The organism is Haloplanus sp. C73, assembly GCF_051195115.1.
GTDB lineage: Archaea > Halobacteriota > Halobacteria > Halobacteriales > Haloferacaceae > Haloplanus.
The window spans coordinates 320,095-333,389 of sequence record NZ_JBNTJZ010000002.1 but is presented as its reverse complement, the minus strand read 5'-3'; the positions used below and the strand labels follow the sequence as shown (position 1 = coordinate 333,389).

The window sequence follows — 13,295 nt, the reverse complement described above, 5'->3', positions numbered from 1 at the left end:
TCGCGGCGGTTAGCGGATGACGTCGACGCCGTTGCGCTTGTCGACCTGGTCGCGGCCGCCGTCTGACCAGGAGGCCTGGTCCTGTTCTTGGGAGACGTTCTCGCTCGCGTCGAACTCCGAAACGTCCTCGCCGTTGAGGCTGCGCCGGGACTTCTCCGCCTGACGCTGGGTCGACGGACCGAGTACCTGCGCACTCTGGACGCCCGTCATGATGGCCATGACGCGGACCTTACCCTTGTACTCCTCCTGAATGCGGGCGCCCCAGATGACGTTGGCGCTCGCCTCCAGTCGCTCGGTGATGTTGTTGGCGATGCCCTCGGCCTCTTTCAGCGTGAGGTCGGGACCGCCGGTGATGTGGACCAGCCCGCCGGACGCACCGCGGTAGTCGACGTCCAACAGCGGGTGGTTCATCGCGTCGCTCACCACCTCTTGGGTCTTGTTCTTGTCCTGCGTCTCGCCGACGAGCATCACCGCGACGCCGCCCTGATTCATAATCGTGGACATGTCCGCGTAGTCCAGATTGATGAGCGAGGGCTGGGTGATGGTCTCGGAGATGCCCTTGACGGTCTCGGCGATGATTTGGTCCATCACGGAGAACGCCTTGCCGATGGGCAGGTTGGGCACGTAGTCCAGCAGGCGGTTGTTGTCGAGGACGATAATCGAGTCGGCCTCACCGCGGAGCTTTTCGAGGCCCTCCTCGGCCTTGACGGTCCGGGCGCGCTCGACGTTGAACGGCGTCGACACCATGCCGACGACGATGGCGCCCTGTTCTTTGGCAATCTTGGAGACGACGGGCGCGGCGCCGGTGCCGGTCCCGCCACCCATGCCGGCCGTCACGAAGACGAGGTCGGCCTCTCCGAGGACTTCCTTGATAGTCCCCTGCGCCATCTCGGTCGCTCGCTCACCCATGGAGGGGTCGCCACCGGCGCCCAGCCCCTGCGTGAGCGACTTGCCGACGAGGATTTTCGTGTCGGCCTCTATCATCTTCAGGTGCTGTTTGTCGGTGTTGATAGCGACCGTCTCGGCACCGTCGACACCGATGTTGTACAGTCGGTTGACGGTGTTGTTGCCCGCGCCGCCCGCGCCGACGATGACGATTCGAGGGTTCCCGAACTCGTCGTCGTCGTCCGCGCTCCGCTGTTCCTCCTCCTCGTGCCGCATGGCCTCGTCGATGAACCCGTCCATGGTTACACCTTGGCCCAGCTTCGGTTGCGGTTGCGCTTGTCGTCACGGGACTCGCTCTGTTCGTTGAGCATCTCGCGGACTGCCGAGCGGATGGCCTCGCTTCGGTTCGGGAACTCTCCCGTTTCGACCATCTGTTCGACCTCCTCGATTTGCTGCTTCGGAATTCGTAGTGTCACACGCTCCATTGTTACATTCCCCCGGTAAGACGGCACGGGGCATCGCCCCATCTCGTGTCTTCAGGCTCAGACCGGCCGACAGCGGTGGGTTCACCACCCGGCCAGCGACCTGTAAGACGACCGTCTTACGCAGACGTACCAAGCAACCAATACCTTATAAAATTAACGGCCGTTGTAAGACAAACGGCCGTGTTCGCTTACGGTTTGTCGAGAACGTCCGCCGCTGGCGTCCGACGCCCACAGCTCGGACAGAACGCCCAGTCAGAACGGATTTCGTCGCCACAGTCACAGAAAACCCGGTGAGAGCCCTTCTCGCCGCAGTTCGGGCAGTAAACGTGTCCGCCGGACATCGTCTCCCCACACTGCGAACACGTGTTACGCGACTGTGTCTGCTCGCCTCGCTCCGTCCGCTCCGTCTTACGCGGCGACGCGGCGGCGCCACGGTCGACGGACACGTCCGACGGCGTGGCGTTCTCACCATCGACGGTGACGTTTACGGTTATCTCCGGCGGCTCGGGCGTCGAAAACGCGTGTTCCGCGAGGAGGGCTTCGAGCCGGTCCACTCCCTCACCCGAGTCGTCACGCTCCGCGTCGTCGAGGTAGGTGCGCAACGCATCGCGCATCACCTCGCTCTTCGAGGCGTCGAACGCCTCGAGGCGCTCGACGAGGTCATCGTCGGCGCGGAACGTGATTTTGCTCATGGTACGTGGTCACGACCCCCTGTCATATCAAACCTTCGCGGATGTCTGACGGATGTCTGTCGCCGCCCCGACCGCGACGGTCAAGTGGCTCCGCGCCAATCTTCCGAAAACCGTGCCCGTGTCGTTCGACCTCTTCGGGACGCTCGTCACGGCGACGATGCCGCCCGACCCGGCGGCCGCCGTCGCCACAGAGCTTCGGGACCGCGACGTGCCCGTCCCCGACGACTGGGCAACCGCCTACGCGACGCCGCAGATGGACGTGCCGGCGACCGCCGAAATCCCCCTCCCGGCCCACGTCGCCGCGGCCCTCCGGAGCCGCGACGTCGAGGCGTCCGACGGCGTCGTCAGACGCGCCGTAATCGCCGCGTTCGACCCCGACGTGCGACGCCGACCCGGCGTCGACACCGCCCTTCGGGCCGCCCGCGAACGCGGCCCCGTCGGCCTGTGTTCGAACTGCAGTGTGCCGGAACTCGTCTCGCGAACGCTCGTCCGCGCCGACCTCCGCGACGCGTTCGACGCCGTCGTCACGAGCGCCGCCTGCGGCTTCCGCAAGCCACACCCCCGCCCCTTCGAAACGCTCGCGACCGAACTCGACAGCGACGCCGCCGACCTGATTCACGTCGGCGATAGCGAGGCCGACGAGGGCGTGACGAGCGTCGGCGGACGGTTCGTCGACGTGACCGACACGCCGCTCACCGACCTCGACGCCGAACTCACCGCCGGAGGCGACGACTCGTGTCGCTGATGGCCGCCGGAAGCGTCGCCATCGCCGCCGGGCTGGACCGCCTCGTCGCCGAACCGCCGGGGCGACTCCACCCCGTCGCGTGGCTGGGGCGCCTGCTTCGCCCCCTCGACCGCCAGTGGCCGCGTCCCCGACTCGCCGGCGCCGCAATCGCCCTCCTCGTCCCGCTTCTCGCCGCTGGGAGCGTCGCCACCGTGGTCGCGCTGTGCGAGCGCGTCGACCCCCTTCTCGGCGCCGCCGTCGCCGGCCTCGGCTGTTTCGTCGCCACCAGCCGGCGGATGCTCCTCGACGAGGCGCGCGCCGTCGTCACCGCGAGCGAGACGGACCTCCCCGCGGCCCGCCAACGCTTGCGGTCGCTCGCCGGACGCGACGCGACCGACCTCTCGGCCAGCGAGGTGCGGAGCGCCGCCGTCGAGAGCGCCGCCGAGAACCTGAGCGACGGCCTCGTCGCCCCGCTCGCCGGCTTCGCCCTCCTCGCCCCGCTCTCACTGCCCGCGGCGGCCGGCGCCGCGGCGTGGGTCAAGGCCGTCAACACCCTCGATTCGACCTTCGGCTACCACAGCGTGGCGATTGGGTGGGCGCCCGCTCGACTCGACGACATCGTGATGTGGGCGCCCGCACGCGCGAGCGCCGCCCTCCTCGCCGTCGCCGCCGGCCGTCCCGCCGCGCTCCGCGACGCGCGCCCGTTCGCCCGGCGCCCGGCGTCACCCAACGCCGGCTGGCCGATGGCGACGCTCGCCGTCTTGCTGGGCGTCCGACTGACCAAAGCCGGCGCGTACGACCTGAACCCGAGCGCGACGCTCCCGACGCCCGCCGACGCCGACCGGGGCGTCACCGTCGTCTCGCGGGCGGGGTGGCTGGCCTTCGGGCTGGCGGGGGTGATTGCCCTGTGTTGACCGCCGTGCGCGGCGCGCTCGCCTTCCTGACGCGACTCCCTGTCGGCGCCAGCGAGGCGGCGTGGGACGCCTTCCGGCGGACGCCCGTCGCCTTCCTCGCCGCGGGCTACGTCGTCGGCGCCCTCGCCGCGCTCCCCCTCTCGCTCCCGGTGCCCGTCTCGACGGCCGTCGCCGGCTACCTCCTCGTCCTCTATCTCGTCACCGGCGTCACCCACGCCGACGGCCTCGCGGACTGCGGCGACGCCGCCGCCACCCACGGCAGCGACACGGACCGCCGGGCGGCCCTGAAAGACGCCCAGACGGGGGTCGGCGGCGCGCTCGCGGTGTCGCTCGCGCTCGTCACGCTCGCACTCGGGGCGCTCGGTGTCGCCGGCGCGGGCCCCCGCGTGGCCGTCCGCCTCGCGCTCGCGGCCGAGGTGAGCGCCAAGGCGGGGATGGCGACGCTCGCCGCTCTCGGCACGCCCGGACACGAGGGCCTCGGCTCCGCCGTCGTCGGCGAGAGCGATGCCATCGGCCTGCTTCCGGTCGTCCCCGTCGCGGGACTTGCGGCAGTCGCCGCCCCGACTGGAAGCGGCCCGGCGCTCGTCGCGACGCTCCTCGCCGGCCCCGCCGTCGCCCTCGTCGTCGGTCGATGGGGCGCGCGCCGACTGGGCGGGGTGACGGGCGACGTCCTCGGAGCGGCGAACGAACTCGGCCGGGTCGCGGCGCTGCACGCGGGGGTGGTCGTGTGGACGCTCTGGTGATGTGTGGCGGGCGCGGCACGCGACTGGGCGGCGAGACGGAGAAACCACTGGTCACCGTCGCGGGTACGCCGACCGTCGATAGGGTGTGTGACGCCCTCGCGACGAGCCGCGTCGACACCGTCTACGCCGCCGTCTCGCCGCACACGCCCGAGACGCGCGCCCATCTCAGCGAGCGCGACCCGACCGTCATCGACACGCCGGGCGAGGGCTACGTCGCCGACCTGACGGCGGCGCTGGACCGGGTCGGTCGACCGGCGCTCACCGTCGCCGCGGACCTCCCGTTGCTCGCCGCCGAGGCGGTGGACGACGTACTCGACGCGGCGACGGGGTCGCTCGTCGTCGCCGTCCCCGTCGCCCTGAAGCGTCGACTGGGCGTGAGCGTCGACACAACGCTGACACACGCGGAAGAGGAACTCGCGCCGTCCGGCGTCAACGTCGTCGCGGAGACCGACGACGACATATACGTTAGCGACGACCCACGACTCGCCGTGAACGTGAACCGACCCACCGACCGCTGGGTTGCGGAGGCGCTGTCGTGACGCGGTTCGTCCTCGTCGCCGGCACCACCGCGACCGCACGCATCGACGGCCTCAGCGCCGCGGGCGCCGACGAAGACAAGATGCCGCACACGCCGAGCGCCGACGCCGAACTCATCGAGTATGGCCATCTGGTGCGCGCGCCGGCGCTCCCCGTGAGTCCGTCGGGGTGTCCGACGCCGGCGACGGTCACCCGCGCCGTCCGCGAGGCAGTGGGGTTCGAGACGCTCGTCGTCGACGCCGGCCTCAACGCGCCGACCGGCGCCCCCACCGTCGACGTCGGCGCGAAACCGGGGCGAGACGTCCGCGAGACCGACCCCGTCCCCACCGCGCCGGGCGCGTGGATGGCCGCCCGTGACCTCGGGCGAGCGCTTCCCGACGACGAACTCGTCGTCGGCGAGACCATCCCCGGCGGCACCACCACGGCACTCGGCGTCTGCCGGGCGCTCGGCGCCGACGTGCCCGTCTCCTCCTCGCTCCCGTCGAACCCACTCGACCTGAAGGAATCGGTGGTAGCCGAGGGACTCAGCGCGAGCGACATCGACCCCGGCGACGCCGCCTACCGACCCGAACTCGCCGTCCGATTCCTCGGCGACCCCGTGCTGGCCGTGGTCGGCGGCCTCGCCGCCGGCGCACTCGAATCGGGGACCGATGTCGTCCTCGGCGGCGGGACGCAGATGCTCGCCGCGACGGCGCTGCTCCGCCACGCCGGCGTCGCGGAGCCGGTGACGGTGGCGACGACGCCCTACGTCGCCCGCGACGTCGACGCCGAGCGGGCGGCCGCCGAACTCGACTGCGAACTGGTCGTCACCGACCCCGGATTCGACGAGCGAGACGGGGGACTCGCCCGCTACGCCGCGGGCGAAGCGAAGGAGGGCGCGGGGATGGGCGGGGCGCTCCTACTCGCCGACCGGGCCGGAGAGTTGGGGAGCGTCGCGGACGGAACGCTTGAGGTACTGGAGCGCACTACCGACAGGCATGGAACCTGACGCCGTGGCCCGCGTCGACCGCGTGCCACATGGGGGGGCGTCGGACGCGACGCTGCTGGATTTCAGCGCCAACACGAACCCGAACCGGCCGCGAGGGGTCGCCGGCGTCTACGAATCCGCACTCGGCGCGTCCACCCGCTACCCCGGCGACGACTACTGCGAGTTTCGAACCGCGGCCGGCGAGTATCTGGGCTGTGAGCCGCTGTACGTGGTGCCGACCGCCGGCGCGATGGCCGCAATCCGTCTCACCGCCGAGACGACGCTCTCGGACGGCGACGACGCGCTCCTCCCCGAGCCGAGTTTCGGCGAGTACGAGCGCGAGGTTCGGCTGCAGGGCGCCGACCCCACCTTCGTCGCTCACGACCGCATCCTCGACGTCGACCCGGAGCCCTACGAACTGGTCGTCGTCTGCAACCCGAACAACCCGACGGGCGACGGGTATCCACACGCCGACCTCCGGTCCTACGCGGAGCGGTGTCGCGCGGCCGACACCGTGTTGCTCGTCGACGAGGCGTTTCTCGATTTCACCGACGCGCGGACGCTCGCGGGCGAACCCAGTGTCGTCGTCGCGCGCTCGCTGACCAAGGTGTTCGGGCTGCCGGGCCTCCGGATGGGGCTGGCCGTCGCGACGGACGGCCTCCGGGAGCGTCTCGACGCCGCCCGCCCCCCGTGGGGGGTGTCGACGCCGGCCGCGGCCGTCGGCATCCACTGCCTGCGCCAGACTCGCTTCGTCGCCGAGACGCGCGACCGGGTGCGCCGGGAGCGGAGCCGGATGGCCGACGCGCTCGACGCCCGATTCGACGTCCGTCCCTCGGACGCCCCGTTTCTCCTCCTCGGCGTCGAGGACCGGCCCGTGAGCGACGTCGTCGACGCCGCCCGGCGCGAGGGCATCGTGATTCGGGACGCGACCACCTTCCGCGGCCTCGACTCACACGTCCGGGTCGCGGTCCGACGCCCCGACGAGAACGACCGCCTCCTCGACGCGCTGTTGTGATATTCGAAACGACGGTCCGGGACGGCGTCTGCCGTCTCGCCCGCCCGAACACCCGCTGGCTCTCGACCGGCCACGACGGCGGCGAGTGTCGCGCCCCCGCGGCCTACAACTGCACCGTGCCGACGGGGTGGGAGCGGACCGACCTCTCGACGTACGTCGACGACCGCCTCGCCGACGCGGGCTTCGACGCCCCCGGCCCGACGCTTCTGACCGGCGTCGACCAGCGTCACGCCCGCCGGGCGCGTCTCGGTCCCGTCGAAGCCGTCGCCACCGCGGGCGTCACCAACCCCGCCCGCCTGCCCGTCGACCACAACCCGGAGCGACGCGACGGCGACGGGACGCTCACGTCCGTCGCAGAGGCCGACCACGCCGGCACCGTCAACGTCGTCGTGGGGACGACCCGGTCGCTCGCGGCGGGCGCGCTCCCCAACCTCCTGACCGTCGCCGCGGAGGCGAAGGCGGCGACGCTCCTCGAACTCGTGGGGGTTCCGGGGACGACGACCGACGCCGTCGTCGCGGCCTGTGACCCGACCGGCGACCCGGCGAAGTTCTCGGGGAGCGCGACGCCCGTCGGCGCGGCGGCCCGCGCCTGCGTCCGCGATGCCGTCGCCGCCAGCCTCCGCTCCCGACATCCCGACGGCGAGTACGAGGCGTCGTCGGGCGTCGTGACCGACGACCGCGCGACGGTGACAGCGGTAGCATCGGACGATTGAAGGACGCGGCAGGCAGAGAGTCGGCAATGCGACCCGAGGAGCGACCGACGCCGCAGGCACCGCCCGAGTTCGGCCTCGTCCAAGTGTGGTGGGGAGACGGGAAAGGCAAGACCACCGCCGCCCTCGGCATGGGATTCCGGGCGGCCGGCCACGGCTACCGCGTCCACCTGCTCCAGTTCATGAAAGGCGGCGCCGCGAGCGTCGAGGACGTCCGCGGCGAGTACGCGGCCATCGAGCAAGTCGACGGCTTCAGCTACGAACACAGCGGCCACTACGGCTGGCACGGCTTCGCCGACGGGAGCGACGACGACGACCACGCGGCGCGAGCGCAGGGCGGGTTGGAGCGCGCCCGCGACATCGTCGACGGAGCGCGCGATGATGGGTCGACGCCGCTCCCGCTCGACGGCGACCCGACCGACGGCGTCCACATGCTGATTCTCGATGAAATTCTGTACGCCGCCAACCGAGGGCTGGTCGACCCCGACGACGTGGTCGACCTCGTCGAATCCAAGCCCGACGACCTCGAACTCGTCTGTACCGGCGGTCACGAACGGCCGACCTATCTCACCGACATCGCGGACCTCGTGACCGAGGTGCGAAAGGAGTGCCACCCAATCGATTCGGGACAGCGCGCTCGGAAAGGCACCGAGTTTTGAGTCGGGCGACGCCGTCTTGAGGGTCGCGTCCGAGGGGCAGGCATGGACCGCGACCTCTCCGGCGACGTGGTGGACGTGCTGGGTCAACTGTTCGACGCGGGGGCGACGGCGCTCGACGACGGCGACGCCGATACCGCGCGGCAGGTGCTGACGAGCGCCGAGACGGTCGCCACGAACAAACTCCCCGAGGGCGAGTTCCGGACCGAAGTCCTGCGCGACTGCCGCCGGGCGCTCGACCGACTGGACGACGGGGCGTTCGACGCCGCCGCCGAAGACGCCGCCGCGCTGGCCCGGCGCTTCGACTTCTAAGCAATCTAGCCTTTATGCCGACCCGGCCCCACCGCCACCCATGCGCCTCCACTGGCACCGGACGGACCTGCGGCCGTCGGACAACCGCGCGCTGGTGTCGCCCGACGCCGACCCCGTCCTCCCGGTGTACGTCTTCGACCCCAAGGTGCTGACACACGCCGCCCCGCCGCGGATGGCGTTCGTCCTCGACAGTCTCGACGCGCTTCGGGAGTGGTATCGCGCCCGCGAGAGCGACCTCCTCGTCGTGCGGGGGGAGGCGCCCGCGGAACTCGCCCGTCTCGCCGAGAAACACGACGCGGACGCGGTGTCGTGGGCGCAGGCCTACTCGGGGCTGGGCCGGCGCCGCGACGACCGGGTTCGGGACCGCCTCGCGGAGATGGGCGTCGAGACACACACCGTCCACGACCACCTCCACCACGAACCGGGGTCCATCACCACGAACGACGGCGACCCCTACTCGGTTTACAGCTACTTCTGGAAGAAGTGGCGGGACCGCGAGAAGGCGTCGTCGGTGCCCGCGCCCGGCGCCGACCGCCTCGCCGCGACGACGGCGACGACGCCGCTCCCGACCCTCGCGGACCTCGGCTTCGACGACCCGGAGGCGACGATTCCGGACGGCGGCTACATGACCGCGCGCCACCGCCTCAACGACTTCTGTGACGGCCCCATCTACGAGTACGAGGAGGCGCGCGACGACCCCGCGGCGGCCGCCACCTCGCGGCTCTCACCCCACCTGACACACGGCACCGTCGGCGTCCGAACGGTTCATGACCGCGTGGTGCGCGCCCGCGAGAACGCGCCCGACGACGCCGCCCGCGAGGCCGTCGAGACGTTCCGCGGCGAACTCGCGTGGCGGGAGTTCTACCACCACGTGCTCTACTTCAACCCCGAGGTGGTGACCGAGAACTACCGCGAGTACGAACACGATATCGAGTGGCGCGACGACCCCGAGACGTTGCAGGCGTGGAAAGACGGCGAGACGGGCTACCCCATCGTCGACGCCGGGATGCGGCAGTTGCGCGCGGAGGCGTATATGCACAACCGCGTCCGGATGATAGTCGCCTCGTTTCTCACGAAAGACCTCCTCGTCGACTGGCGCGAGGGCTACGACTGGTTCCGGCAGAAACTCGTCGACCACAACCCGGCCAACGACAACGGCGGCTGGCAGTGGGCGGCGTCGACGGGGACGGACGCCCAGCCCTACTTCCGTATCTTCAACCCGATGACACAGGGGGAGCGCCACGACCCCGATGCCGAGTACATCCGCGAGTACGTCCCCGAACTCCGGGGGGTCGACGCGGACGTGATTCACGGGTGGCACGAATGCTCGGAGGCCGAACGGGAGTCCGCCGCCCCCGACTACCCGGCGCCAATCGTCGACCACAGCGAGCGTCGCGAGGCGGCGCTGGAGATGTTCGAACGCGCGCGGGGCGAGGCCGACGAATAGAGTTGCGCTGTTGAACACTCAACAGTATCGCCGCCGTCCCGGCGCCTTTTTATGCTGGAGCGTGAGCGTGTGGCACGGATGGCAAACGACGACCCCACGGTACCCATCGTCTGCTCGGCGTGCGAGACGACGACGCGGGTGCCGCTCCCCGACGTGGCCGAGGCGGTCGAGCGACACAACGAGAACGTCCACGACGGCGAGGAGATTGCGACGGTCGACCCCGACCTCGTCGACAGCCTCGCCGACCTCGTGGCCGAGGATATGGGTCTACTCGACGAGGAGTGACGGAGCGGAGTCGCGGTGCTTTACCGTCCGCGACCCCTCTATCTGATATGAGCGACCCGGACGCAATCACGATTTACTCCGACTACGTCTGCCCCTTCTGTTACTTGGGGCGACAGTCACTCGCCGAGTATCAGGCAGAGCGCGACACAGCGCTGGAAATCGACTGGCGGCCCTTCGACCTCCGGGCGGGGAAGCGGAACCCGGACGGCACCATCGACCACTCGGCCGACGACGGGAAAGACGAGGACTACTACGACCAAGCCCGCGAGAACGTCGAGCGACTGGAGGAGCGCTACGACGCCGACCTCGCGCAGGCGATAGCGACGGACGTCGACTCCCGACCGGCGCAGGCCGTCTCGCTCCACGTGAAGGAGACGGAGCCGTACGAGACGTGGCTGGCGTTCGACGAGGCGGTCTTCGAGGCGCTCTGGACCGACGGACGCGACATCGGCGACGCCGCCGTGCTCCGGGATTGTGCCGAAACGGCGGACATCGACCCCGATATCGTCGACGCAGTTCTCGGCGAGGGGTCGGCCGCGAGCGTCGACCGTGACGCGCTCTTTGCGGACCTCGACGACCGCTTCGTCGCCGCCCAGCGACAGGGTATCACCGGCGTTCCCACGTTCGTCTACGACGACCACGCCGCGCGCGGGGCGGTGCCGCCGGCGCAACTCCGCCGCCTCGTCGAGGGCGCTTAACCTCACCACGGCCCGGATTCGAGGACTGATAATCGGGCCGGTTGACTCATAAGTCAGGGCGTCAATGCCCGACCGAGAACGCTCTATGGACGCCCGCGTCGCCGTTGCCCTCGCTATCGCCCTCCTCGTGGCCGGAGCGACGCCGCTCGTGACCGCGCAGTCGCCGCCGTCGCCGAGCATCGCCGTCGACGTCGACGCCCAACCCCACGATAGGGACGACGTCCACCACACTCGGGCCGACCCGCTGGTTCGAGTGCAAGTGACTGCCCAGACGCCCATCTCGCTCGTCGAGGTTCGCGTCGACGGCGCCACGCGCCACGCCTTCGAACCGTCGAGCGAGCGCTTCGACCAAAGTCTCATTCTCGACCTCTCGACCGGGGCGCACCGACTCACCGTCGTCGCTCGGGCCGACGGGGTCGCCAGACACGAGTCGACGGTCGTCCTCGACGACGAGGCGCCAATCGTGAACTACTCGGCGCCCTTCGAGACGACGGCGACCGACCCCGAGGAACCGCCGGCCGAGGAACTCACCGTGAACCGCGGAAACGTCACGATAAACGGCACGCTCACCGACCTCTCGGCGGTCGACGTCGTCCGCGTCGACACCGACTACGACTACGAGACGGTCGGCGGCGCGGAGCGCGAGGGGCGGAAGCAACATCTCGTCGGCGGCCCCGTCGGGAACTTCTCGCAGCCGGTCGCGCTCGGCGTCGGTGAGAACGACCTCACGGTCCGAGCCGAGGACGCCGTCGGCAACCTCCGGGTCCACGAGTTCACCATCACCGTCAAGGACGACACGGCGCCGGCGCTGACGGTCACCGACGTCGAGTGGGTGTCGCCGACCCGACTGCACATCGAGGGCTACACCACCGACAACGTCCAAGTCCAGAGCGTCTGGCTGGAGTCGGGCAAGGACGCGGGCGAGAGCGACGAAAACGACACCGCCGACGTGACCCGGCATCCGCTGGTCTTCCCGGAGCCGACGGTACCCGACCCCGACCGGCGCAACGTCACGGTCGATACGACCGTCTATCACCCGCCGGACACGGACTACGTGGTGCTCGGCGCGAACGACACCGCCGACAACGAGCAGACGTGGAACTACTCGCTCTCGGAGTTCCTCGCGCCGAACGTCACCGTCGACGACGAGCGGACGGGCTACGTCGCCGACCGCCGGGTCGCCGTCGGGGGACAGGTCACCGGCGGGCAGGTGCGCGGGGTCAGCGTCGAGGCGCTCGACCCCGAGACGGGCCGCATCGTCGACATTCGCTCGACGGACCTCGGACGGAACGGCTCGTTCGCGACGCGGCTCGACGCCGCCCCCGACGAGACGCGGATTCGGGTGCGGGTCCGCGACGCGAGCGGGGCCGAACACCTGACCAACGTGACCGTCGCCGCGGCGTCGGACACGCCGAGCGACCCGGCAGGAACGCCCGTCGAGGCACCCGCCGAGAGCGAGGCGCCAGTAGAAGAGTCGAACGAGGTTCGCATCCCCGTCGTCGGTATCGTGGTGCCGGTGCCACAGATTGGCGGCGTCCTCGCCGCCTCGGTCACCGTTCCGCTGCCGGTCGTAGGGCCGTTGGACGTCCCGCTGGTCGCCGTGGGCGTCCCGCTCGTCCTCGTCGGCATCGGGGTGCGACGACTCTGAAGTCGGCCCCTAGCGGGCGTCGCGTGGATACCGCACCAGCCCGATAGCGAGGAGACACGCCGCGAGCGCGGCCCCAATCCCGGCCGCGAGTTCGACGGGGGCGGCGGAGACGACGCCGATGCCGACGCCGCCGAAGAGAGTGAGCCCCATCGCTCCGAGCAGGTAGTCGACGCGCCCCGGAACCTCGGGCGCCGAGCGAACGTGCGAGTCCGTCATCGTGGTAATTACATCTAATTACTTTCCCGAGTATCTTTCGGCTCGATACGAGAGTAGTGTCTCAGATACGCAGGTGAAACTGAGACCACCTCGAAAGCCCCGAGTCGCTGGAATCGGGAGCCTCGCTGCGCTCCTCGGCCTTCGGCCTGCGGTGCTTACGTCGGCTTCCTTCCTCCAGCGACTCCCCCCTTTCAATCCCACCCGCATCGGCTGGCCAACCGGCTGCCGCCGGGTGGGACTGAAAGGGGCCGGCGTCTCGGCGTACCCGGACGAAGCAAGCACCGCAACGCAGTGAGGAGCGTGGTTCGAGAGAGCGAAGCTCTCTCGTCATCACGAAAGAGTGCGTTGCACTCTTTCGAAC

Annotated in this window: 17 protein-coding genes; 13 read left to right on the top strand and 4 right to left on the bottom strand. The window is 70.3% G+C overall.

Going from position 1 to position 13,295, the window contains the following annotated elements; genetic code table 11:
* Positions 1-9: 9 nt before the first annotated feature.
* From ftsZ to ACQUSQ_RS06090, 3 genes are all read right to left on the bottom strand, one after another.
* Positions 10-1,185 carry a cell division protein FtsZ gene (gene ftsZ, locus ACQUSQ_RS06100; protein ID WP_435067647.1) on the bottom strand — a complete coding sequence of 392 codons (1,176 nt, stop codon included), beginning with the start codon at positions 1,183-1,185 and terminating at the stop codon, positions 10-12.
* A gap of 2 nt (positions 1,186-1,187) precedes the next feature.
* Positions 1,188-1,370: a ribbon-helix-helix domain-containing protein gene (locus tag ACQUSQ_RS06095; protein ID WP_157689508.1), complete on the bottom strand. Its 183-nt coding sequence runs from the start codon at positions 1,368-1,370 to the stop codon at positions 1,188-1,190.
* 188 nt (positions 1,371-1,558) lie between these two features.
* Positions 1,559-2,062, bottom strand: coding sequence for a double zinc ribbon domain-containing protein (locus ACQUSQ_RS06090; protein ID WP_435067646.1), 504 nt, complete (start codon positions 2,060-2,062; stop codon positions 1,559-1,561).
* Positions 2,063-2,174: 112 nt separating this feature from the next.
* On the opposite strand from ACQUSQ_RS06090, the gene ACQUSQ_RS06085 reads away from it, so the two are divergent.
* From ACQUSQ_RS06085 to ACQUSQ_RS06025, 13 genes are all read left to right on the top strand, one after another.
* Positions 2,175-2,807: an HAD family hydrolase gene (locus ACQUSQ_RS06085; protein WP_435067728.1), complete on the top strand. Its 633-nt coding sequence runs from the start codon at positions 2,175-2,177 to the stop codon at positions 2,805-2,807.
* Positions 2,798-3,700 (top strand): adenosylcobinamide-phosphate synthase CbiB, encoded by a 903-nt coding sequence (cbiB, locus tag ACQUSQ_RS06080; RefSeq protein ID WP_435067645.1) that lies wholly within the window; start codon positions 2,798-2,800, stop codon positions 3,698-3,700. Before ACQUSQ_RS06085 ends, cbiB begins: the two co-directional genes overlap by 10 nt.
* Positions 3,694-4,443 carry an adenosylcobinamide-GDP ribazoletransferase gene (gene cobS, locus ACQUSQ_RS06075; protein ID WP_435067644.1) on the top strand — a complete coding sequence of 250 codons (750 nt, stop codon included), beginning with the start codon at positions 3,694-3,696 and terminating at the stop codon, positions 4,441-4,443. The genes cbiB and cobS overlap by 7 nt, the downstream gene beginning before the upstream one ends.
* A complete protein-coding gene (locus ACQUSQ_RS06070) occupies positions 4,443-4,982 on the top strand; it encodes an NTP transferase domain-containing protein (protein ID WP_435067727.1) in 540 nt (179 codons plus the stop codon). The genes cobS and ACQUSQ_RS06070 overlap by 1 nt, the downstream gene beginning before the upstream one ends.
* Positions 4,979-5,968, top strand: a complete 990-nt coding sequence (locus ACQUSQ_RS06065; RefSeq protein ID WP_435067643.1) for a nicotinate-nucleotide--dimethylbenzimidazole phosphoribosyltransferase — start codon at positions 4,979-4,981, stop codon at positions 5,966-5,968. Before ACQUSQ_RS06070 ends, ACQUSQ_RS06065 begins: the two co-directional genes overlap by 4 nt.
* Positions 5,958-6,962: a threonine-phosphate decarboxylase CobD gene (cobD, locus tag ACQUSQ_RS06060; protein ID WP_435067641.1), complete on the top strand. Its 1,005-nt coding sequence runs from the start codon at positions 5,958-5,960 to the stop codon at positions 6,960-6,962. Before ACQUSQ_RS06065 ends, cobD begins: the two co-directional genes overlap by 11 nt.
* On the top strand, positions 6,962-7,675 hold the full coding sequence (locus ACQUSQ_RS06055; protein ID WP_435067726.1) for an adenosylcobinamide amidohydrolase: 714 nt from the start codon (positions 6,962-6,964) through the stop codon (positions 7,673-7,675). The genes cobD and ACQUSQ_RS06055 overlap by 1 nt, the downstream gene beginning before the upstream one ends.
* Positions 7,676-7,701: 26 nt before the next feature.
* Positions 7,702-8,331 carry a cob(I)yrinic acid a,c-diamide adenosyltransferase gene (locus ACQUSQ_RS06050; RefSeq protein ID WP_435067640.1) on the top strand — a complete coding sequence of 210 codons (630 nt, stop codon included), beginning with the start codon at positions 7,702-7,704 and terminating at the stop codon, positions 8,329-8,331.
* A 42-nt stretch (positions 8,332-8,373) separates the two neighbouring features.
* Positions 8,374-8,640 (top strand): hypothetical protein, encoded by a 267-nt coding sequence (locus ACQUSQ_RS06045; RefSeq protein ID WP_435067639.1) that lies wholly within the window; start codon positions 8,374-8,376, stop codon positions 8,638-8,640.
* Positions 8,641-8,680: 40 nt separating this feature from the next.
* Positions 8,681-10,087 (top strand): cryptochrome/photolyase family protein, encoded by a 1,407-nt coding sequence (locus ACQUSQ_RS06040; RefSeq protein ID WP_435067638.1) that lies wholly within the window; start codon positions 8,681-8,683, stop codon positions 10,085-10,087.
* A gap of 78 nt (positions 10,088-10,165) precedes the next feature.
* Positions 10,166-10,372: a hypothetical protein gene (locus ACQUSQ_RS06035; RefSeq protein ID WP_435067637.1), complete on the top strand. Its 207-nt coding sequence runs from the start codon at positions 10,166-10,168 to the stop codon at positions 10,370-10,372.
* A 47-nt stretch (positions 10,373-10,419) separates the two neighbouring features.
* Positions 10,420-11,070 (top strand): DsbA family oxidoreductase, encoded by a 651-nt coding sequence (locus tag ACQUSQ_RS06030; protein ID WP_435067636.1) that lies wholly within the window; start codon positions 10,420-10,422, stop codon positions 11,068-11,070.
* Positions 11,071-11,155: 85 nt separating this feature from the next.
* Entirely contained in the window at positions 11,156-12,718 is a 1,563-nt protein-coding gene (locus ACQUSQ_RS06025) for a hypothetical protein (RefSeq protein WP_435067635.1), read from the top strand.
* A 9-nt stretch (positions 12,719-12,727) separates the two neighbouring features.
* Here ACQUSQ_RS06025 and ACQUSQ_RS06020 read toward each other — a convergent pair whose 3' ends face one another.
* Positions 12,728-12,934, bottom strand: a complete 207-nt coding sequence (locus ACQUSQ_RS06020; protein ID WP_435067634.1) for a hypothetical protein — start codon at positions 12,932-12,934, stop codon at positions 12,728-12,730.
* Between the last annotated feature and the right edge of the window lie 361 nt (positions 12,935-13,295).

Coding starts and splice junctions, on each gene's coding strand:
- ftsZ (WP_435067647.1), bottom strand. CDS start 1,185: ATGGACGGGTTCATCGACGAGGCCATGCGGCACGAGGAGGAGGAACAG.
- ACQUSQ_RS06095 (WP_157689508.1), bottom strand. CDS start 1,370: ATGGAGCGTGTGACACTACGAATTCCGAAGCAGCAAATCGAGGAGGTC.
- ACQUSQ_RS06090 (WP_435067646.1), bottom strand. CDS start 2,062: ATGAGCAAAATCACGTTCCGCGCCGACGATGACCTCGTCGAGCGCCTC.
- ACQUSQ_RS06070 (WP_435067727.1), top strand. CDS start 4,443: ATGTGTGGCGGGCGCGGCACGCGACTGGGCGGCGAGACGGAGAAACCA.
- cobD (WP_435067641.1), top strand. CDS start 5,958: ATGGAACCTGACGCCGTGGCCCGCGTCGACCGCGTGCCACATGGGGGG.
- ACQUSQ_RS06050 (WP_435067640.1), top strand. CDS start 7,702: ATGCGACCCGAGGAGCGACCGACGCCGCAGGCACCGCCCGAGTTCGGC.
- ACQUSQ_RS06045 (WP_435067639.1), top strand. CDS start 8,374: ATGGACCGCGACCTCTCCGGCGACGTGGTGGACGTGCTGGGTCAACTG.
- ACQUSQ_RS06040 (WP_435067638.1), top strand. CDS start 8,681: ATGCGCCTCCACTGGCACCGGACGGACCTGCGGCCGTCGGACAACCGC.
- ACQUSQ_RS06035 (WP_435067637.1), top strand. CDS start 10,166: ATGGCAAACGACGACCCCACGGTACCCATCGTCTGCTCGGCGTGCGAG.
- ACQUSQ_RS06030 (WP_435067636.1), top strand. CDS start 10,420: ATGAGCGACCCGGACGCAATCACGATTTACTCCGACTACGTCTGCCCC.
- ACQUSQ_RS06025 (WP_435067635.1), top strand. CDS start 11,156: ATGGACGCCCGCGTCGCCGTTGCCCTCGCTATCGCCCTCCTCGTGGCC.
- ACQUSQ_RS06020 (WP_435067634.1), bottom strand. CDS start 12,934: ATGACGGACTCGCACGTTCGCTCGGCGCCCGAGGTTCCGGGGCGCGTC.